Below are 19,340 nucleotides of genomic sequence, written 5' to 3'. Positions count from 1 at the left end.
CGCCCAATGGCTCACGCCGACCAGACCTATCTTTCCCCCGCCAGCCTGCCGCAGCTTGCCGGCGGCGTTGCAACTCCGGCCTATGATCGCAGCGCGGTTGAAACCGGCATTGTGCATCTGGGCATCGGTGCCTTTCACCGCGCCCATCAGGCCGTCTATACGGACAGCGTGCTTGCATCGGGGGATACCCGGTGGGGCATTCTGGGTGCATCGCTGCGCAGCGCCGATACGCGCGACGCACTGCAGCCCCAGGGCGGGCTCTATACGGTGGCCGTGCGCGATGGCGGCGGCAGCAGCTATCGTGTGATCGGCAGCATCGGGGATGTGCTGGTCGCGCCGGAAAATCCGCAGGCCCTGCTGGACGCCATGAGCAGTCCGGCGGTGCGGATCGTCTCGCTGACGATCACGGAAAAGGGCTATTGCTACTCCCCCGCCTCCGCCTCGCTCGATGAAAATCATCCGGATATCGTCCATGACCTTGCCCATCCCGCGACGCCGCGCTCGGCCATCGGCTTTATCGTCGAGGCCCTGGCCCGGCGCCGCGCCAGCGGCACCGCACCCTTCACGCTTCTGTCCTGCGACAACCTTCCGGCCAACGGGCAGACGCTGAAGCGGGTGGTCACGCGCTTCGCCGCATTGCGGGATGCGGAACTGGGTGCCTTCATCGGGGATAGCGTGGCCTTTCCCTCGACGATGGTCGACCGGATCGTGCCCGCCACGACCGATGCGGACCGCGATGCTGTCGCCCGGGACACCGGGCTTGCCGACCGCTGGCCGATCATGACGGAACCGTTCAGCCAATGGGTGGTGGAGGATCATTTTCCATCCGGGCGCCCGGCCTGGGAAAAGGCGGGTGTCACCTTCGTTACCGATGTCGACGCGTTCGAACTGATGAAACTGCGCCTGCTCAATGGCAGCCATTCGACGCTGGCCTATCTCGGCTATCTCGCCGGCCATGAAACCGTGTCCGACGCCATGGCGGGAGAAGGTTTTGCCGCGCTGATCGAACAAATGATGGATGAGGAGATCACCCCGACGCTGCCGGGGCTGCCCGGCTTCGACCTTGACGCCTACAAGAAGCAGCTGCGCGAGCGCTTCCGCAATCCGGCGCTGCGGCACCGGACATGGCAGATCGCCATGGACGGGTCGCAAAAGCTGCCGCAGCGGCTGCTCAACACCATTCGCGTGCGGCTGCGGGAGAATGCCCCCTTTGACCGGCTGGCGCTGGGTGTTGCCGGCTGGATGCGCTATGCGACCGGAACCGATGAACGGGGCAATCCGATCGATGTGCGCGACCCGCTGGCCGGCGAATTCAAGGCCCGTACCGCCGGCAAGACATCGGTACCCGCTCTTTTGCAGGCCTATCTCGGCATGGAGCAGATTTTCGGCAGCGATCTGCCCGAAAGCACGGCGTTTTGCCAAGCCGTCGGCAGGGCTTTGACGGAATTGATGGATGAGGGCGCAGCCCGGACGGTGGCCGGGTTTTGCGGCGGGGCGAAAGCGCTTGCTATCTGAAACTGATAGATTAATATATCAAGTGACAAAATGAGTGGCTGGAGGATGGCCACCGATCGCTAAACCGGGAACAATTGGGAGGAAGACAATGATCCGCATCACGCGCAGGCAAGCCATTGGCGGTTTGGCCGTTCTGGCAACGCTACCGGCAACACGTCTCTTTGCACAGGGGAAGCTGGCATTGCCGACATCCCCGGTGACGCTCAATGTTGCCGACGTCGCGGGCAATCTCGCCCTGACGCAGAAGGCCATCGAGAACTATGCGGCTGCCAAGCCCAACCTCGTTTCCAAGATCACCTTCACCAAGGCGCCTGCGCCGGAACTTCCGGGGAAGCTGAAGGCGCAGCAGGCGGCCAACCGGCTCGATATCGATCTGGTGCTGACCGGAACCGACGCCCTGTCCGCCGGACTGGAGCAGGATCTGTGGGTCAAGCTGCTGCCGGATCATTCCGCGTCGCTGCCCGATCTGAAGGCCATCTACCAGGAGCCGGCGCACCGCATGCTGGCGCTGGGCAAGGATCACGGCGTCGTCGTGACCTATTATCCCTCCGGGCCGCTGCTTGAATACATGCCGGACCGGGTGAAGAAGGTCCCAACGACCGTCGAGGAGCTTCTGGCCTGGGCCAAGGAAAATCCGAACAAGTTCCTCTATGCCCGTCCGGCCAATTCCGGTCCGGGACGGACTTTCCTGATGGGGCTGCCCTATCTGCTCGGTGACAGCAATCCGCATGATCCGGTCAAGGGCTGGGACAAGACCTGGGCCTATCTGAAGGAGCTGCACAAATATATCGAGTATTACCCGACCGGCACCGGCGCGCTGATGAAGGAACTCGGCGAAGGCACGCGTGACATGACGGTCTCCACCACCGGCTGGGACATCAATCCGCGCGTGCTCGGCGTGGTGCCGAAGGAAGCTGCCGTCGCACCGCTGAAGGGTTTCCATTGGGTTGCCGATGCGCATTACATGTGCGTGCCGAAGGGCATTGCCGAGGAAAAGCTCGCCGTGCTGCTCGACCTCATGAGCTTCCTGCTCACGCCGGAACAGCAGGCCTATACTTACGATCAGGGTTATTTCTACCCGGGTCCCGCAGTCAAGGATGTGCCGCTTTCCATGGCGCCGAAGGAAAGCCAGGATGCCTTGGCCGAATTCGGCCGCAAGGAATATGCCGACTGGATTGCCAACAACCCGATCGAGGTTCCGCTCGATCCCGCCGCCATGGTTGTCGCCTTCCGCCGCTGGGACGAAGAAGTCGCCGGCAAGAAGTCCTGATCGATCCATACAATAGCGCCATCCGGGGGAACCCGGATGGCGCGCAATTATGAGGTATCCAATGCTGCTGGCGTCATCGCCATTCCAGGAAATCCGTCTTGACCGCATGAGCCGCGCCTTCGGTTCGCACAATGCGTTGAAGGACGTGTCGCTTTCCATCCGCAAGGGCGAGTTCATCGCTTTGCTCGGCCCTTCCGGCTGTGGCAAATCCACAGCGCTCAATTGCATCGCCGGTCTGCTCGCCACGACGGGCGGCGGCATATTCATCGATGACAAGCGCATCGACACGCTGAAGCCCGAGGATCGCGGTTTCGGTATGGTGTTCCAGAACTATGCGCTGTTTCCGCACATGACGGTGCGCCAGAACATCGGCTTCGGCCTGAAGATGCGCAATGTCGCCAAGGCTGAAGCCGACAAGCGGGTCGAGGAAGCGCTCAATCTGGTGCGCCTGCAGGGTCAGGGGCATAAACTGCCGGGCCAGCTCTCCGGCGGCCAGCAACAGCGCGTGGCCATCGCCCGCGCCATCGTCATCGAGCCGCCGCTGGTGCTGATGGATGAGCCCCTGTCCAATCTGGATGCCAAACTGCGGCTGGAGATGCGTGCCGAAATCCGCCGCATCCACAATCAGCTCGGGGCAACGACGATCTATGTCACCCACGATCAGGACGAGGCCCTGTCGCTGGCCGACCGTATCGTTGTCCTGCGCGATGGCGAAATCCGGCAGGTGGGGGCGCCGAGCGATCTCTATGAACGGCCGGATCATCTCGATGTCGCCGAGTTCATGGGCTACCGCAACCGGCTGACTGGAAAGGTTGTCTCTGTCGACGGCGCGCGCGTCAGCGTTTCCGTGGGCAAAGCCACGCTCAGCGGCACTGCGCGCGACAGTCTGAAAATCGGCGACGCGGCTGTCGTCGCTGCTCGCGCCGACGATGTGGAAGCAGGCCAGCGCTCGGAACACACGGTGGAAGCTGTGGTCGAGACCATCGAATATCGCGGCCGCGAATTCGTCGGCACGGCCCGCACCGCCGAAGGGCTGGAACTGGTGTTCCATGCGCCGCAAACGGCAGCGCTCGGCAGTTCCATCTGGCTCGCAATCGATCCGGCGCGCGCGCTGGCCTTCGCCGCGTGAGGCCCGGCATGGCTGTCTCCGCTCCCCCCGTCTATAACCGGTTGTCGCTGCGCCAGCGCCTCGCCCTGCGCGGCATTGACGGCGTGACGATCCTCGTTCTCCCGGCCGTGCTGTTCCTGCTGGCCGTGTTTGTCTATCCCTTCATTTACGGGCTGGTCCTGTCCTTCACGCCGAAGGAAGGCGGGATCTTTGCCAACTACCAGAAGTTCTTCTCCGATCCCTTCCTCTACGACACCATCCTGACCACGCTCTGGCTCGCCGTTCCCGTGACGGTCATCAGCATCGCCCTGGCGCTGCCCATTGCCTTCCGCGTGCGCCTGATGACCCGCCAGCGGCTGCTGACGACCATTCTGGTTCTTCCCGTGACGCTTGGCACGGTGCTCGTTGCCGAGGGGCTTCTCAACTATCTGGGGCCGCAGGGCTGGTTCAGCCGGACGCTGATGCTGCTGGGGATGATCGACCGGCCCTTGAAGCTAACCAACAATTACTGGGGTGTGTTTTCCTCGCTGATCATCACCGGCTTTCCCTTCACCTTTCTCCTGACCCTGTCCTACGTCACCGGCATCGATCCGGCGCTGGAACAGGCAGCGGCGACGCACGGCGCAAAGAGCTGGCAGCGCTTCCGTTTTGTCCTGCTGCCGCTGCTCATACCGGGATTGGCCATCGCCTTCTGCCTGTCCTTCGTGCAGGCCTTTGCCGTGTTCCCGTCGGCGGTTCTGCTCGGCGCTCCGGCTGGCCCGACCCGCGTCATCTCCATCGCCGCCTATCAGGCGGCCTTCGAGCAGTATGATTATTCCATGGCCTCGGCCATCGCCATGATCATGGCAACCGTACAGCTCACCATCGTCGTGGCGATCCTTGCCATTCGCAATCTCTTCTATCGCGGCTCGACCGCCGGCGGAAAGGGCTGACCATGATCCGCGATACAACCATTGGCGCCAAGCTTTGGATCACCGCTGTCTGGATGGTGGTCGGCTTCTTCATCGTCAACCTGCTGGCGATGATCGCAACCGTGATCATCTCCTCCTTCGGAACCCGCTGGCTCGGCACCTGGCTGCCGGCCGGCTGGACGACGAAATGGTATTTTACCGCCTGGGCCGAATTCCAGCTCAGTGACGTCCTGATCGTGACGTTCCAGATCGTCTTCACGGTCGTCGCCCTCTCCGGCCTGCTCGGGGTCACGGCGGCCTATGCGCTGGCGCGGCGCGAATTTCCGGGCAAGAAGCTCATCATGCTGCTGTTCCTCCTGCCGCTGCTGGTGCCGCCGATCACCTTCGGCATTCCGCTGGCCACGGTTCTCTATCAGGCGGGGGTCGGCGGTACGTTCTGGGGCGTGGTTCTCGCCAATCTGGTGCCGACGGTTCCCTTCGTCATCCTGGTGATGATTCCGTTCATCGAGCAGATCGATCCCAAGGTGGAGGCGGCGGCCCGCGTCTTCGGCGCCGGCACGTTCCGTCTGTTCCTGCACGTGCTCATGCCGATGCTGCTGCCGGGTATTCTCGCCTCGCTCCTGCTGGTTCTCGTGCGCACGGTGGCGATGTTCGAGCTGACCTTCCTCACCGCCGGCCCGACAAGCCAGACGCTGGTGGTTGCGCTGTACTATTCGGTCTTCGCATCCGGCGTGCGCGCCGTGCAGTCCATCGATGCCATGGCGGTGGTCTATATGGTGACGACGCTCGTCTGGCTACTCATCGCGCTGCGCTTCGTCAATCCGACGCAGATCGTCGCCCGGGCCAAGCAGCAGCAATCGGCGGCCTGATCATGGTCTGAATATGAAAACGGGAGCCATTGGCTCCCGTTTCGGATTACATCGTCGCGCCGATCTGCCATGGCACGAATTCCGCATCGCCATAGCCAAGCAGTTCGGACTTGCTGCGCTCGCCCGAGGCCACCCGCAGCACCTGCTCGAAGATTTCGCGGCCCTTGTCCTCGATCGACACGCCGTCGAGCACATCGCCGCAATTGATGTCCATGTCCTCGATCATCTGGGTATACATCGGGGTGTTGGTGGCAAGCTTGATCGACGGCGTCGGCTTGCAGCCATAGGCCGAACCGCGCCCGGTGGTGAAGCAGAGGATGTTGGCGCCGCCCGCCACCTGTCCCGTGGCGGAGACGGGATCGTAGCCGGGCGTATCCATGAACACGAGGCCGCGCGCCGTCACCGGCTCCGCATAGCCATAGACCGCCTCCAGCGGGGTGGTGCCCGACTTGGCGACGGCGCCCAGCGATTTTTCCAGAATGGTGGTCAATCCGCCCGCCTTGTTGCCGGGGGAGGGATTGTTGTTCATCTCCATCCTGTTGCGGGCGGTGTAATCCTCCCACCAGGCAATGATGGATTGCAGCCGCGCCACCGCTTCCGGGTTGGAGGCGCGTTCGATCAAAAGATGCTCGGCCCCGTAAATTTCCGGCGTTTCCGACAGGATGGCGGTGCCGCCCTGCTTGACCAGAAGGTCGACCGCCGCGCCCAGCGCCGGATTGGCGGTGATGCCGGAATAGCCGTCCGACCCGCCGCACTGCAGCGCCAGCATCAGTTCCGAAGCGGGGATGGTCTCGCGCTTCACATTGGCCGCGGTCGGCAGCATGTCGCGCACCGCGGCAATGCCCGCTTCCATGGTCTTGCGCGTACCGCCCACTTCCTGAATGGTCAGGCTGCGGAACGTATCGCTTTCAACGATGTTGTAGGCTTCCTTCCAGCGGCCGATCTGGAATCCCTCGCAGCCAAGGCCGACCATCAACACGGCGGCGATGTTCGGGTTGGTGGCATAGCCCCACTGGGTGCGCTTGAGCACCTCATAGCCTTCGCCCTTGACGTCGAGCGCGCAGCCGCCGCCATGCACCAGCGGAATGATCCCGTCGATCATCGGATAGTCGTCAAGCAGCCCGGAGCGCTGCACCGCTTCGGCGATGAAGCGGGCGACCGATGCCGAGCAGTTGACCGAGGTCAGAACGCCGATGTAGTTGCGGGTGCCCGCGCGGCCATTGGCCCGGCGGAATCCCTGGAATGTCGCCTGCTGTTCAACCGGCAGAATGCCGCCCGCATGGGTTTCGTGGCTGCTGTCCGGCTGGCGGGCAAAGCTGCTGAAATCGAGATTGTGTTCGTGCACCCATTCGCCCGGGGCAATGGGTTTCGATGCCGAGCCGATGATCTGGCCGAATTTGCGCACCGGCTCCCCAAGCGCGATGGGTTTTGACGCCAGCTTGTGGCCGCGCGGCACGCGGTCTTTGACGGTCACGTCCTCCACGTGCTGTCCGGCCTGAAAGGCGTCCACCGCCACCACCACATTGTCGGAGGTGTGCAGGCGCAGATGGCGTGGGGATGTAAGCGTGTCCATGAAAGTCTCCTGAGTGGACTGATATATTAATTCGCCGGACGAGAGGTTGCAATGTGTCAAGGTGACCACAAAGCACGCGATTTTCAGAAACCGACGCCGCCGATACCCGTCACGCCGCGCAGATAGAGGGCAAGCATGATCAAGGCGAGCGTGACGCCGATGCCGGTCCAGTCGATGTGCTTCGTGCGGATGCTGTTGACGATGCTGTAGATCAGGAACAGGACGAGAATGAGCAGTGCGAGAATGATGACAAGCCGGATCATGCGTTGATACTCCGCTGAAACCTTTGAGGCCAGTGTACCGCATGCCGGCGATCTTGCGAAAACAGATTTGCAGGGAATACAGCGTGCGCCTGCGGGCGCCGGAATGCCGTCACGCAGGCTGCTGCTGGGTCGTGCAGTGGATGCCACCACCGCCGGCGGCGATCGCATCGATGTTGAGCTGCACGATCTCGCGCCCCGGCAGGACATCCCGCAACGCGTCACGGCAGAAACCGTCAGCCTTTGCATCGCCGAATTCAGGAGCGATGACAGCGCCGTTGCACAGGTAGAAGTTGATATAGCCCGCTGCGAATTCCTTGTTCTCGAACCGCGGCCGCACGCTGCCGGGGCCGGGGATGACGACCACCTGCAATTTCTGCCCGGAGCTGTCGGTCGCTTCCTTGAGCAGTTCAAGATGCCGCTTGGTCACCGCGTGATCATAGGACGTCGGATCAGTGTCGAGGCCGGCAACAACGACGCCCGGACTGACGAAACGGGCGTAAAAATCCGTATGGCCATCGGTGATGTCCTTGCCCTTGATACCCGGCAGCCAGATGATCTTCTTCAGTCCGAGAAGGCGTCCCAGCTCCTCCTCACACTGTTCCCTGCGCACGCCGGGATTGCGGTTCTTGTTCAAAACGCAGCTCTCGGTGATGATTGCCGTGCCCTTGCCATCGACCTCGATGCCGCCGCCTTCCAGTATCAGCCTGGTGCGCAGTGTCTCCACCTTCGTCTTGCCGGTGACAAATTCCGCAACTTCCGCGTCGCCGCCGTGTTCCTGCTTGTTGCCCCAGCCGTTGAAGTTGAAGTCAACCCCGGCCAGCTGGCCGGCGCTGTTCTTGACGAACACCGGTCCGGTGTCGCGCATCCACAGATCGTCGATTTCGTGCACGAACAATGTCACCGCGTCGCCGCACAGGCGCTCGGCCGTCTCCCGGTCTTCCGCCCGCACAAGCATGTTCACCGGTTCGTGCGCGGAGATCGCCTTGGCGATCGCCGCAAGGTTGTTCTGCGCGCCGCGCTGGAGTTTCTTGCCCCATACGTCTTCACTGGGCCCAAACGCCATCCACGTCGCCCTATGCGGATCGCCCTCGTCGGGCATGTGCCAGGTGTTGTCGGCGGCAAATGCCATGGTTGCGCCCCTGCCGATCATTCCGGTGAATCCGATAGCGACGGCCGCTTTCAATAGGTTGCGACGGACTGCCATGTTTATCCCCTTCGGTTCCATTCACACTGTCAGACCGCGTCTATCGGAGCCATGTGTGGCCTTTTGGTGATGCGGATGAGGGCGGTTGCCGAAGCATCATGAACGCGGGTGAACGATAGACAAGAAAAAACCCCGGAAAACCGGGGCTTTTCTGATCATCCATGGACGTTGGTGTACGTCGGGAGAATGGAAATGGTGCCCAGAAGAGGACTCGAACCTCCACGCCTTGCGGCACACGGACCTGAACCGTGCGCGTCTACCAATTCCGCCATCTGGGCAGCGGGGTCTCATGTAAGGGGCGGGCGGAACTCTGTCAATCCATTTGTCGGGTATTTATCGACCTATTCTCATTCCGTTGCGCTTGTTGCGGCAAAGACCGGCAAATAAGGGTGAAAAGACCAGCACAAACAACAAACCCGCACCGGTGTTGCGGCGCGGGTTCATGCGAATCACAGGGAAACAGCGGCCGATCAGGCGGTCAGGATTTCCTTGGATGCGACCGTCGAATCAGCGTTGAGCTTGTAGATGATCGGAACGCCCGTCGCCAGCTCCTGCGCGATGATCTCTTCGCTGGTCAGGCCTTCCAGCGCCATGATGAGGGCGCGCAGCGAATTGCCGTGCGCTGCCACCAGAACCGTCTCGCCGCGCAGCACATGCGGCTGCACGTCGTGCAGGTAGTAGGGCCAGACGCGGGCGCCCGTATCGCGCAGGCTCTCGCCGCCGGGCGGCGGCACGTCGTAGGAGCGGCGCCAGATATGCACCTGGTCCTCGCCCCACTTGGCGCGCGCATCGTCCTTGTTGAGGCCGGAAAGGTCGCCATAGTCGCGTTCGTTCAGCGCCTGGTCGCGGATCGTCTCGAGCGCCGGCTGGCCAACCTCGTCAAGGATGTGCTGCAGGGTCACCTGGGCGCGCGACAGCACCGATGTGTAGGCGATGTCGAAATGCAGGCCCTTCGCCTTCAGCCGCTGGCCTGCGGCCTTGGCTTCGCTGTGGCCAAGCTCGGTCAGGCCCGGATCGCGCCAGCCGGTAAACAGATTCTTCAAATTCCATTCGCTCTGGCCATGACGGACAAGGACGAGGGTTCCGGACATTGCAATACTCCTGTTGAACGGGAAAAGTCAGGTGTTGAGGCCAAGCACGTCGAGCATGGAATAGAGGCCCGGCTTGCGGCCCTTGCCCCAGAGCGCCGCCTTGACGGCGCCGCGGGCAAAAATCGTGCGGTCTTCCGCGTGGTGGGACAGGGTGATCCGCTCGCCCGGTCCGGCCAGGATGACCGAATGATCGCCGACGACGGAACCGCCGCGCAGCGAGGCAAAGCCGATCGTGCCGTCTTCGCGCGGTCCGGTATGCCCGTCCCGCACGCGCACGCTGTGATCGGCGAGCGAAACATTGCGGCCTGCGACGGCCGCCTCGCCCAAAAGCAATGCCGTGCCGGACGGGGCATCGACCTTGTGCTTGTGGTGCATTTCCAGAATTTCGATGTCGAAATCATCCGCGCCCAGCGCCCTGGCGGCCTGCTTGACCAGCACGCCGAGGAGATTGACGCCGAGGCTCATATTGCCCGATTTGATCACGGCCGCATGCCGCGCCGCAGCACGGATCTTGGCATCGTCCTCCGGCGAACAGCCTGTTGTGCCGATCACGTGGACGATGCGCGCCTGGGCTGCGAGTTCGGCAAAGGCGACCGTCGCGGCCGGAGCGGTGAAATCAAGCACGCCTTCAACCCCGACAAAGACCGACAGGGCGTCGTCGGTGACGGGGATGCCGAGATGGCCGACCCCGGCGAGTTCGCCCGCATCGAGACCGATATGCGGTGAACCGGGGCGCTCGATCGCACCGGCAAGCACGGCCCCGTCGATGGCCTGGATCGCGCGGATCAGCGTCTGGCCCATGCGGCCGCCGGCGCCGACAACTGCAAGCTTCATTTCCGATGTCCCGCTCATTCGGCTGTTCCTGTCACTGGTGCTGGCTGCATGTCATTGCCGTCGATGATGGTCGACTCTTCCTTGCCCTGCAACTGATAGAAACGCGCATAGATGCCGTTCGGTACCCCGAGCAGGGTTTCGTGCACGCCTTCCTCGACGATGCGCCCCGCTTCCATGACCACGATATGGTCGGCATTGACGATGGTCGACAGGCGATGGGCGATGACGATGGTCGTGCGGCCCTGCATCACGTGTTCCAGCGCCTGCTGCACGCGCTTTTCCGATTCATTGTCGAGGGCCGAGGTGGCCTCGTCGAGCAGGAGAATGGACGCATTGCGGACAAGGGCGCGGGCAATGGACAGGCGCTGGCGCTGGCCGCCGGAAAGGGTCGCGCCGTTCTCGCCGACCTCGGTGCCGTAGCTCTGCGGCTGCAGGCGGATGAATTCGTCGGCATTGGCCAGCTTTGCCGCCTCGATCACCTCGTCATCGGTGGCATCGGGACGGCCATAGCGGATGTTGTCGGCAATGGTGCCCTCGAACAGGTAGGGCTGCTGCGAGACATAGGCGATCGACTGGCGCAGGGATTTCTTGCTGACATAGGCAATGTCCTGCCCGTCGATGAGAATACGGCCGCTGTCGATATCGTAGAAGCGCTGGATGAGGCCGATCAGAGTCGATTTGCCCGCCCCGGAAGCGCCGATGATGGCCGTGGTCTTGCCGGCTTCGGCGGTAAAGCTGATGCCGTGCAGCACGGGCACGTCGTTGCCGTAGCTGAAGCGCACATTGTCGAACTGGACTTCGCCCGTCGGGACGGTAATGGGCACCGCGCCGATGCTGTCCGCCTGACGCGGCTCCACATCGAGAATCTCGAAGAACATGCGCGCATTGACCAGGGATCGTTCCAGGCCTACCTGGACCCGCGCCAGGCGCCGAACCGGGTCATAGGCCAATAGCACGGCGGTCATGAAACCGAACATGGCACCGGGCGGCTCCATGTTGATGACGGCGCGGTAGCCGGTGTAGATGATCATCGATCCGATGGCGATGCCGGCAATCAGCTCGGTGATCGGCGTCGTGCGCTCGGAAACCCGCGCAATCTTGTTGGCCCGCTCTTCGGCACGGGTGATCAGGTGGCTGATCTTGTTGCGCAACTGGTCTTCCATCGTGAATGCCTTCACGATGGCGATGCCCTGTGTCGCCTCCTGCATGGCGCCAAGGAGATGCGAATTCACCTGCACGGATTCACGATGGATGCTGCGCAGGCGCTTGGCCAGATAGCGCACGGTCAAAATCACCGGCGGTCCGATCAGCAGCGCAAACAGCGACAGGAGCGGATCGAGGATGACCATGGTGCTCACCAGGGCGATCAGCGTTGGAATGTCCTTGCCGATCGTCGTCACGGTGATGTCCATGAGCTCGCGAACCCCGGCGACGTTCTGGTTGATCCGCGCGGCAAGCTGGGCCGACCGCGTATCGTGATAGAAATCGAGGCCGAGCTTCATCAGGTGATCGAAAATACGATGCTGGTAGCGCGCGATGATATTGTTGCCGATCTTCGCCATGACGACCGACTGGGTGTAGGTCGCAATACCGCGGATGATGAAGGCGGCCAGAATGCCGAAGCTGATCGGGAGGATCAGATCCTCGCGCCGCTCGTAGTAGATTTTGTTGATCACGTCCTTGAAGATATAGGCCACGAACGCCGTGGTGAGTGCAACGGCCAGCATCGCGGCAAGGGCGATGGCATAGGATGATCTGTGGTCCCGAAGATTTTCGCTCAAAACACGCCCGATGACTCGGCGCGCTTCGTTCGGATCGATTTTCTTCTTCTTGGTCTGATCATTCATGACGGACGGCAACTCGTTCGTATCAAGCGTTCAGGCAACGGTTTCGAGTGGTCGCGCCCTTCTTCAAGCTGACCCTATAACCTTATTGATCCGCCTTGCCTATCGGTTTTGGCCATCGTCGTGAACGGACAGGGCGGGTGTTGCCCTTCTGTCTCCGCGAAAAGTCTAATCCTTGCGCCAGCGGCGGCCCTCGGTTGCCACGCCGAAGCGGGTCGGCGTGCGCGAGAAGGCGGACAGTCCGCTGAGTGCCGCAAGCGGATGCGTGATGATATAGACCGGCGTCTCGGTCAGGATCTGGCGATGCGGTGCCTTGTCTTCGAAGGCTTCACGGAAAGACGGGTGTTTCAGCGGCTCCACGATTTTCTGGACGATGCCGCCCGCGAGATAGACACCGCCGCGCGCCATGAAGGTCAGCGCAAAGTCACCGGCAAGACGGCCGAGATAGGTGACGAACAGCGACAGGGTTTCCTTTGCCTCGGCGGATTCGCCGGAAAGGCCGGCCGCGGTGATGTCGGCAGGGCTCTGCAATGTGGCCGGAGTTCCGGCAACCTTGCAGATCGCGCGGTAAATGTTCTGCAGGCCGCGGCCGCAGAGCAGCTGTTCGCCGGAAATGCGTCCCTCGATGTGTTCGATGTGCGGGAAGAGCTCGAGATCGCGCGCCGTGCGCGGGCCGATGTCCACATGGCCGCCTTCACCCGGTACGGGAACCCAGCTGTTGCGCGAGCGCACCATGCCGGCAACGCCAAGGCCGGTGCCGGGTCCGAGGACCGCGCGGCTGCCATGCGGGTCTCCGGCGCCGCCGCCCAGTTTTTCCAGATGCTTGGGTTCCAGCGAGACGACGGCCAGCGCCTGCGCCTCGAAATCGTTGAGCACGGTGATGTCGGAAAGACCGAGCGTTTCCATCATCTGGCGCGGCTTGACCACCCAGGCGCAGTTGGTCAGGTCAATCTCGTCGCCTTCCACCGGTCCGGCAATGGCCAGGACCGCCGAGCGCGGCTGGATCGATGTATGGTCGAGGATGGCGTTCTGGATGGCCTCGTCGATGGTCTCGAAATCAGCCGTCTGGATGATGGGGAACTCTTTCGGTTCCGCATAGGCATCGACAAGAATGGCGAAACGCGCATTGGTGCCACCGATATCTCCAACCAGGATTGGAAATTTCATGATGCAATCGGTGTCTGCAGAAGTAACCATAAATTCCGTCCCCAATCTCAATCGTGCTGCGCCATGCTTAACCGTCAATCGGCGCGCAGCAAACCCTTCTTTTGCACGAGAACCTCGGCGGTTGCCCGGTTCAAGGCCATAGGAATGTCATAGACGATGCCGAGCCGCATCAGCGCCTTCACGTCCACGTCGTGCGGCATGGGCGACAACGGGTCGACAAAGAAAATCAGACCGTCGATCAGGCCTTCGGCAATGAGCGCACCGATCTGCTGGTCACCGCCGAGCGGGCCGCTTTTGACCCGCGTGATCTGCAATGACGGGCAGGCCTCCATGATCAGTCCGCCAGTGGTTCCGGTGGCGACGATGGTGCAGGGCGCGAGCAGGCTCTCATAGGCGCGCGCGAAAGCCACCATGTCATCCTTTTTCTGGTCATGGGCGATCAGCGCGAGGCGAAAAGGCTGCTGCATCAAGGAGTGCTCTGGTCCTGAACCTAAATCGATTGAAACCCTATACTCAATTCGTGCCCGCCTGAAAAGACCGCAGACAAAAAAGACCTGAACCGGTGCCGCCTTGCCACTATCGCCGCCCGGCCTGCATGCCGGCTGGCGGCGGTCCGGACGCCTATTTCGTCTTTGTCCGCTGCTTGGGCAGGGGTACGGCCGATGGCTGGTCCGGCACGACCGCCGGGACATCGCTGCCCGCTGCGGCCTTTGCCCCGAGCCCATAGGTGACCTGATCCACCGATTGCGGTCCCGGCGCATCCAGAATCTGCGCGCAGGCCTTCGGCAGGTCCGACAGCATCATGATCTTGGGCTTGACCGGCTTCTCCGGTTCGGGCGCCTTGCGCCACGGTTCGTCGGTGAACCACCAGGCCAGCGATTTGTCACAACCGTCGGATGTGCCGATGGGCTCCTGCGGCTTGCAGTTGGGTGAGCCGGGCTGACATTTGATGCGGACATGGAAGTGATAGAAGTGTCCCCAATAGGGGCGGATCTTGGCCATCCAGCTGCGATCGCCCTGCACGGTCTCGCAGAGTTTTTTCTTGATCCCCGGATGAACGAAGATGCGCTCGACCTCGTCATAGCTCGCGGCCCGTTTCAAAAGCGCCGCATGGGCGGGCGTCCATCTGTCCGGGTCGACATAGAGCGTGTCGCCCTTCAGCATGGACCTGGCTTCCACCTTCTCGCGCTGGTCGTTGGTGAAGCGGTAATTCGGCATGGGTGTGAGCCAGATATCCGCATCGAGACCGACCTGATGCGAGGCGTGGCCTGTCAGCATCGGGCCGCCGCGCGGCTGCGAGATGTCGCCGACCAGCAGACCCGGCCAGCCGTCCTTGGCGGCGGCGTCATGCGACAGCCGCTCCAGCAGGGCGATCATGCGGGGATGCCCCCAATTGCGGTTGCGCGACAGGCGCATGACCTGCCAGGTCGGGCCGTTGACCGGCAGCGCCACGCCGCCGGCAAGGCAGCCCTTGGCGTAGAATCCCGTCGATTGCGCGGTGCCGAGCGTCGGCAGCTTGACCGCGCCGAAGAGCTGTTTGGCCGGACCGTCCTCGGCAAAAACGGTCGTCGCTGCGGAAAAAGACAGGAGCGCCGTTAGTGCAAGACGCATCAGGGTTCTTGATTTCATGACCACTGTCCACCAAACGAGAGGCAATTCCCGCAAATTTGCGGCGGGAATCCGGGCTTTATGATGGCCAGATTCGCGCGAAAGTCGCAATATGCTACCGAGGCATCCGCCTCATCCCGATTCGAATGGAAGCCATGTCATGAAAGCAGTCGTCTTCGAGCAATTCGGCCAAGCCCCGTCAATCCGCACGGTGGCTGATCCGGTCCCGGCCTCGGCGGGCGTTGTCATCAAGGTCGAAGCAACGGGACTGTGCCGCAGCGACTGGCATGGCTGGATGGGTCATGATCCCGATATCCAGTTGCCGCACGTGCCCGGCCATGAGCTTGCCGGAACGGTTCAGGCTCTCGGCAGCCATGTCACCCAGTGGAAGATCGGCGACCGGGTCACCGTACCGTTTGTCGGCGGATGCGGCCATTGTTTCGAGTGCAACTCCGGCAATCATCAGGTGTGCGAACATCAGTTCCAGCCCGGTTTCACCGCCTGGGGTTCCTTTGCCGAATATGTCGCGGTGGATTTTGCCGATACCAATCTGGTCAGCCTGCCCGATACGCTGGATTTCGCCACGGCGGCGAGCCTCGGCTGCCGGTTCGTGACCTCATTCCGGGCGGTGGTCGATCAGGCCAGGGTGAAGCCCGGCGAATGGGTGGCTGTCCACGGTTGCGGCGGTGTCGGCCTGTCGGCGATCATGATCGCGACGGCCATGGGCGCCAATGTGATCGCGGTCGACCTGACCGAGGAAAAGCTTGCCTTCGCCCGGGAACTGGGCGCCGTCGCCACGGTGAACGGGTCGCAGCAGCGGGATATCGTCGGGGCCGTCAAGGAGATCACCAAGGGCGGGGCTCACGTCTCCATCGATGCGCTTGGCCATCCCTCGACCTGTTTCAATTCCATCGCCAATCTGCGCCGTCGCGGCCGCCACGTACAGGTCGGCCTGATGCTGGGCGATCACGCCCGCGCGCCGATCCCGATGGACAAGGTCATCGCCTATGAGCTGGAAATCCTTGGCAGCCATGGCATGCAGGCCTTTCGCTACAAGGCGCTGATGGACATGCTGGAGCAGGGAAAACTTGCCCCGCAAAAGCTGATCGGCAAGCGGATCGCCCTCGATGAAGCGCCGTCGGCCCTGATGGCGATGGACCGGTTCGAGGGAACCGGCATCAGCGTGGTCACGAAGTTTTAGAGCGTGGCTAGCGCCAGCTTCCGTCGCGCCACATCATCGAAAAAGCCGTTCCATAGTCGGGATAGCGGAAGGCAAAACCCAGTTTCTTGATGCGTGCATTGGAGACGCGTTTGTTCTCGCCGTAGAAGGAGCGCGCCATGGGGGTCAGTTCCGCGGTCTCGAAATGGGTTTCGGCCGGCGGTTCGATGCCCATCAGCTCGGCGGCATAGGCGACCACCTCCTGTGGCGGTGCGGGTTCGTCGTCGGTGATGTTGAACAGGCCGCCCTCGTTGCGCTCGGCAAGAAAGCGCAAAGCTCTGGCGATATCGTCCACATGAATGCGGTTGAACACCTGTCCCGTCTTGTTGAGGCGGCGCGCCGTGCCATTGGCAAGATTGACGAACGCATTGCGTCCCGGCCCGTAAATGCCTCCGAGCCGCAGGATCGCCAGCGGCACCTTGTGTTCATCGGCCAGTTTCTGCCAGTCATTTTCCGCATCGACCCGTTCGACGGAGCGCGCCGACACCGGATGGCACGGCGTGGTTTCATCGACCCAGGCGCCGCCATAATCACCATAGACGCCGACGGTGGAGAGATAGCCGATCCATTGGAGTTTCGGCATGCCGGAGCGGATCGTCTCGCCGAACTGCGCATGAACGGGATCGCCGGTCTGCCCCGGCGACGTCGAAATGACGATGTGGGTCACCTGTTCCAGGGCGCCGACGATTTCCTGCGATGCATGGGTGCCTTGAAACAGGAACGGCGTGATGCCGTCCTGTTTGAGTGCCGCGAATTTGTCGTTGTCGCGTGTCGTCCCGCCGATGAAATCCGTTGTGTCGGCCATGATCCGGGCAAAAGCCCGGGCGGAATAACCGGCCCCGAAGAGAAAAATCCGCATCATTGTTTCTTTCCTGCATTGCGCCATTCGGTCAGTACGCTGGCATCGCCTTCCTGCGCAGCATAGCGTATTTGCAGCGTAGCAAAATGCGCCGCATCGACAAGCTCCCCGAGCGCCCAGACGGCGGCACCGCGCACGATGGGCGCGGGATCGTCGAGATGCCGCTCGACCAGCGCAACCAGATCGGGTTGTCCGGAGTTGCCGCTGGCGATGAGCACGTTGCGCAGGAAGCGATCCCGGCCGATGCGCTTGACCGGCGAGCCGGAGAAGAGCGTGCGGAAGGCGGCGTCATCAAGCATGAGGAAGGTTGCCAGGTCCGGGGCTTTCAGATCGTCGCGCGCCTGCAGCCTGGCTTCCCGCGCCATCCCGGCAAATTTGTTCCAGGGGCAGACCGCGAGGCAATCGTCGCAGCCGTAGATGCGGTTGCCCATGGCCTTGCGGAATTCCGGCGCAATGGGCTCCTTGTGTTCGATAGTCAGATACGAAATGCAGCGCCGGGCATCCAGCTGATAGGGCGCCGGGAAGGCATTGGTCGGGCAGATGTCGAGACAGGCATGACAGGTGCCGCAATGATCCGTTTCGCGTCCATCCGGCTCGAGTTCCGCCGTGGTGAAGATCGTGCCCAGGAACAGCCAGGAACCATGGCTGCGGCTGACGAGATTGGTGTGTTTGCCCTGCCAGCCCAGACCGGCCGCCTCGGCAAGCGGCTTTTCCATCACCGGTGCCGTATCGACGAACACCTTGACGTTTTCGCCCGCGGCCCGCGAAGCAAACCGGCTGGCGACGCCCTTCAGCTTGCCCTTGATGATATCGTGGTAGTCACGGTTCTGCGCATAGACGGAGATGGCTGCCTTGTCCTTCCGGGCGAGGATGTCCAGGGGATTGCTGTCCGGGCCGTAGTTCATCGCCAGCACGATGATCGAGCGCACATCGGGCCACAGCGTCCGGGGGTCGGCGCGGCGCTCGGCGGTTTCCGCCATCCACGCCATGCTGGCGTGGCGGCCTTTTTCCAGATAGTGGCGCAAGCGCTCCTCGGCGAGCGGAATGGCATCCGGCCGTGTAATCGCGACAAGGTCGAAGCCTGCGGCCCGCGCCTCCTCAATGATGAATTGTTTCAGCCGCTGCGGCTGCGCCTTTGGCCCTGAACGTGTCGCGGCTTTTGCATCCGCGGGCAGCATCAGAAATCCAGATCGCCGTAATGCGATGATGGCGGCAGGCCGCGCACGCGGTCCGACAGCAACGGGCGGAAGGACGGGCGCGATTTCATGCGCGTGTACCAGTCCCGGGCGGCCTTGTATTCCGACCACTTGATCTCGCCGAGATAGTCGAGAATGGAAATCGACGCGGCCGCGGCCATGTCGGCATAGCTCGGCGTCGGGCCGGCCAGCCAGTTGCGCGTCGCGGTCAGCCAGTCGATATATTTCATGTGCTGGGTGATATTGGCACGGGCGGCCCGGATGGCGGTGGAATCCGGTGCGCCTCCGCCCTGTTCGGCGGTCATGTGCAGCTTGAAAATGCGCTCGCGCGCCATGTGCCGCGTCACTTCGTTTTCGAACTTGATCAGAAACCAGTCGACGAGACGGCGCACTTCGGCGCGGTTGAGCGAATCCTCGGGAAACAGGCGGCGGCTGCGCTTCAGGGCGCCGCGCGTCTCATCGATATATTCGGAAATCACCGTGGCGCCGGCAACCGGAACATCGCCTTCCGCCAGCAGCACAGGCAGCGTCCCGGCAGGGTTGAGCGCCAGAAACTCCTTGCGTCTCGACCAGCTGTTTTCCTCAATCAGCTCAACTTCAATATCATATTCGTTGAGGATAAGCCGGGCATAGCGCGAACCGGTGGACATCGGATGATGGAAAAGCGTCAACATGGCAGGTGTTTCATAAATCTTTCGAACTGGCATTTTATCGGGGGGCAGCGTATTGCTCGGCCGCCCTTGAGTCTATGCGAACCTATAGGCGCAACTGCGGCGTGAGACAAGCAAACAGCATGTGATCATCCTGAC

The 19,340-nt window shown here is 62.3% G+C and carries 18 protein-coding genes and 1 tRNA gene; 6 read left to right on the top strand and 13 right to left on the bottom strand.

The features are described from left to right. Nucleotides 1-6 precede the first annotated feature (6 nt). The 5 genes from RDL77_RS03735 to RDL77_RS03715 all read left to right on the top strand — a co-directional run bounded on the left by RDL77_RS03735 (nucleotide 7) and on the right by RDL77_RS03715 (nucleotide 5,673). Nucleotides 7-1,515, top strand: a complete 1,509-nt coding sequence (locus tag RDL77_RS03735; RefSeq protein ID WP_288191850.1) for a mannitol dehydrogenase family protein — start codon at nucleotides 7-9, stop codon at nucleotides 1,513-1,515. A 91-nt stretch (nucleotides 1,516-1,606) separates the two neighbouring features. Beyond that, a complete protein-coding gene (locus RDL77_RS03730) occupies nucleotides 1,607-2,785 on the top strand; it encodes an ABC transporter substrate-binding protein (RefSeq protein WP_223614147.1) in 1,179 nt (392 codons plus the stop codon). A 61-nt stretch (nucleotides 2,786-2,846) separates the two neighbouring features. Continuing rightward, entirely contained in the window at nucleotides 2,847-3,914 is a 1,068-nt protein-coding gene (locus tag RDL77_RS03725) for an ABC transporter ATP-binding protein (protein WP_223614010.1), read from the top strand. Between the two features lie 8 nt (nucleotides 3,915-3,922). After that, nucleotides 3,923-4,825 carry an ABC transporter permease gene (locus RDL77_RS03720; RefSeq protein ID WP_223614011.1) on the top strand — a complete coding sequence of 301 codons (903 nt, stop codon included), beginning with the start codon at nucleotides 3,923-3,925 and terminating at the stop codon, nucleotides 4,823-4,825. 2 nt (nucleotides 4,826-4,827) lie between these two features. After that, entirely contained in the window at nucleotides 4,828-5,673 is an 846-nt protein-coding gene (locus RDL77_RS03715; protein ID WP_288191849.1) for an ABC transporter permease, read from the top strand. Nucleotides 5,674-5,719: 46 nt separating this feature from the next. On the opposite strand, the gene RDL77_RS03710 is transcribed toward RDL77_RS03715, so the two are convergent. The 10 genes from RDL77_RS03710 to mepA all read right to left on the bottom strand — a co-directional run bounded on the left by RDL77_RS03710 (nucleotide 5,720) and on the right by mepA (nucleotide 15,260). Beyond that, a complete protein-coding gene (locus tag RDL77_RS03710; RefSeq protein WP_288191848.1) occupies nucleotides 5,720-7,246 on the bottom strand; it encodes a UxaA family hydrolase in 1,527 nt (508 codons plus the stop codon). A gap of 83 nt (nucleotides 7,247-7,329) precedes the next feature. Beyond that, the gene (locus RDL77_RS03705) at nucleotides 7,330-7,509 is read right to left on the bottom strand and encodes a hypothetical protein (protein ID WP_288191847.1); all 180 of its coding nucleotides are present in this window, start codon (nucleotides 7,507-7,509) and stop codon (nucleotides 7,330-7,332) included. Nucleotides 7,510-7,618: 109 nt separating this feature from the next. After that, the gene (locus tag RDL77_RS03700; protein ID WP_288191846.1) at nucleotides 7,619-8,713 is read right to left on the bottom strand and encodes an agmatine/peptidylarginine deiminase; all 1,095 of its coding nucleotides are present in this window, start codon (nucleotides 8,711-8,713) and stop codon (nucleotides 7,619-7,621) included. 193 nt (nucleotides 8,714-8,906) lie between these two features. Further along, nucleotides 8,907-8,991 (bottom strand) — tRNA-Leu (locus tag RDL77_RS03695). A gap of 192 nt (nucleotides 8,992-9,183) precedes the next feature. Then, nucleotides 9,184-9,804: a 2,3-bisphosphoglycerate-dependent phosphoglycerate mutase gene (locus RDL77_RS03690; RefSeq protein WP_223614016.1), complete on the bottom strand. Its 621-nt coding sequence runs from the start codon at nucleotides 9,802-9,804 to the stop codon at nucleotides 9,184-9,186. 27 nt (nucleotides 9,805-9,831) lie between these two features. Beyond that, on the bottom strand, nucleotides 9,832-10,656 hold the full coding sequence (gene dapB, locus RDL77_RS03685; protein WP_223614017.1) for a 4-hydroxy-tetrahydrodipicolinate reductase: 825 nt from the start codon (nucleotides 10,654-10,656) through the stop codon (nucleotides 9,832-9,834). Then, nucleotides 10,653-12,485, bottom strand: a complete 1,833-nt coding sequence (locus RDL77_RS03680; protein WP_288191845.1) for an ABC transporter ATP-binding protein — start codon at nucleotides 12,483-12,485, stop codon at nucleotides 10,653-10,655. Before RDL77_RS03680 ends, dapB begins: the two co-directional genes overlap by 4 nt. A gap of 165 nt (nucleotides 12,486-12,650) precedes the next feature. Continuing rightward, a complete protein-coding gene (locus RDL77_RS03675) occupies nucleotides 12,651-13,679 on the bottom strand; it encodes a glucokinase (protein ID WP_105734066.1) in 1,029 nt (342 codons plus the stop codon). A 44-nt stretch (nucleotides 13,680-13,723) separates the two neighbouring features. Continuing rightward, nucleotides 13,724-14,116 carry a methylglyoxal synthase gene (locus RDL77_RS03670; protein ID WP_223614019.1) on the bottom strand — a complete coding sequence of 131 codons (393 nt, stop codon included), beginning with the start codon at nucleotides 14,114-14,116 and terminating at the stop codon, nucleotides 13,724-13,726. Between the two features lie 154 nt (nucleotides 14,117-14,270). After that, the gene (gene mepA / locus RDL77_RS03665) at nucleotides 14,271-15,260 is read right to left on the bottom strand and encodes a penicillin-insensitive murein endopeptidase (RefSeq protein ID WP_288191944.1); all 990 of its coding nucleotides are present in this window, start codon (nucleotides 15,258-15,260) and stop codon (nucleotides 14,271-14,273) included. Between the two features lie 157 nt (nucleotides 15,261-15,417). Here mepA and RDL77_RS03660 point away from each other — a divergent pair, with 157 nt between their 5' ends. Further along, complete coding sequence (locus RDL77_RS03660; RefSeq protein ID WP_288191844.1) at nucleotides 15,418-16,458, top strand: zinc-dependent alcohol dehydrogenase family protein; 1,041 nt, start codon at nucleotides 15,418-15,420, stop codon at nucleotides 16,456-16,458. A 7-nt stretch (nucleotides 16,459-16,465) separates the two neighbouring features. Here the strand turns inward: RDL77_RS03660 and RDL77_RS03655 are convergent, their stop codons facing one another. From RDL77_RS03655 to RDL77_RS03645, 3 genes are read right to left on the bottom strand one after another with little or no spacing between them, the layout of a single operon-like run. After that, a complete protein-coding gene (locus RDL77_RS03655; RefSeq protein WP_223614149.1) occupies nucleotides 16,466-17,335 on the bottom strand; it encodes an SDR family oxidoreductase in 870 nt (289 codons plus the stop codon). Next, nucleotides 17,335-18,513 carry a tRNA epoxyqueuosine(34) reductase QueG gene (gene queG / locus RDL77_RS03650; RefSeq protein ID WP_288191843.1) on the bottom strand — a complete coding sequence of 393 codons (1,179 nt, stop codon included), beginning with the start codon at nucleotides 18,511-18,513 and terminating at the stop codon, nucleotides 17,335-17,337. The genes RDL77_RS03655 and queG overlap by 1 nt, the downstream gene beginning before the upstream one ends. Next, nucleotides 18,513-19,205, bottom strand: coding sequence for a glutathione S-transferase family protein (locus RDL77_RS03645; protein WP_223614022.1), 693 nt, complete (start codon nucleotides 19,203-19,205; stop codon nucleotides 18,513-18,515). The genes queG and RDL77_RS03645 overlap by 1 nt, the downstream gene beginning before the upstream one ends. Nucleotides 19,206-19,340: the final 135 nt, after the last annotated feature.

The sequence above is a fragment of the uncultured Phyllobacterium sp. genome (genome assembly GCF_902479695.1).
Taxonomy (GTDB): domain Bacteria; phylum Pseudomonadota; class Alphaproteobacteria; order Rhizobiales; family Rhizobiaceae; genus Phyllobacterium; species Phyllobacterium calauticae.
Note: the sequence above shows the minus strand (reverse complement) of the source record. Positions and strands in the feature narration are given on the sequence as shown.

Bases quoted from the DNA above. Each gene is read 5' to 3' on its own strand.
- RDL77_RS03655 (WP_223614149.1), bottom strand. From the start codon at position 17,335: ATGCGGATTTTTCTCTTCGGGGCCGGTTATTCCGCCCGGGCTTTTGCC.
- RDL77_RS03735 (WP_288191850.1), top strand. From the start codon at position 7: ATGGCTCACGCCGACCAGACCTATCTTTCCCCCGCCAGCCTGCCGCAG.
- RDL77_RS03700 (WP_288191846.1), bottom strand. From the start codon at position 8,713: ATGGCAGTCCGTCGCAACCTATTGAAAGCGGCCGTCGCTATCGGATTC.
- RDL77_RS03670 (WP_223614019.1), bottom strand. From the start codon at position 14,116: ATGCAGCAGCCTTTTCGCCTCGCGCTGATCGCCCATGACCAGAAAAAG.
- RDL77_RS03660 (WP_288191844.1), top strand. From the start codon at position 15,418: ATGAAAGCAGTCGTCTTCGAGCAATTCGGCCAAGCCCCGTCAATCCGC.
- RDL77_RS03680 (WP_288191845.1), bottom strand. From the start codon at position 12,485: ATGAATGATCAGACCAAGAAGAAGAAAATCGATCCGAACGAAGCGCGC.
- RDL77_RS03705 (WP_288191847.1), bottom strand. From the start codon at position 7,509: ATGATCCGGCTTGTCATCATTCTCGCACTGCTCATTCTCGTCCTGTTC.
- RDL77_RS03710 (WP_288191848.1), bottom strand. From the start codon at position 7,246: ATGGACACGCTTACATCCCCACGCCATCTGCGCCTGCACACCTCCGAC.
- RDL77_RS03645 (WP_223614022.1), bottom strand. From the start codon at position 19,205: ATGTTGACGCTTTTCCATCATCCGATGTCCACCGGTTCGCGCTATGCC.
- mepA (WP_288191944.1), bottom strand. From the start codon at position 15,260: ATGCGTCTTGCACTAACGGCGCTCCTGTCTTTTTCCGCAGCGACGACC.
- RDL77_RS03690 (WP_223614016.1), bottom strand. From the start codon at position 9,804: ATGTCCGGAACCCTCGTCCTTGTCCGTCATGGCCAGAGCGAATGGAAT.
- RDL77_RS03715 (WP_288191849.1), top strand. From the start codon at position 4,828: ATGATCCGCGATACAACCATTGGCGCCAAGCTTTGGATCACCGCTGTC.
- RDL77_RS03675 (WP_105734066.1), bottom strand. From the start codon at position 13,679: ATGGTTACTTCTGCAGACACCGATTGCATCATGAAATTTCCAATCCTG.
- queG (WP_288191843.1), bottom strand. From the start codon at position 18,513: ATGCTGCCCGCGGATGCAAAAGCCGCGACACGTTCAGGGCCAAAGGCG.
- dapB (WP_223614017.1), bottom strand. From the start codon at position 10,656: ATGAGCGGGACATCGGAAATGAAGCTTGCAGTTGTCGGCGCCGGCGGC.
- RDL77_RS03720 (WP_223614011.1), top strand. From the start codon at position 3,923: ATGGCTGTCTCCGCTCCCCCCGTCTATAACCGGTTGTCGCTGCGCCAG.
- RDL77_RS03725 (WP_223614010.1), top strand. From the start codon at position 2,847: ATGCTGCTGGCGTCATCGCCATTCCAGGAAATCCGTCTTGACCGCATG.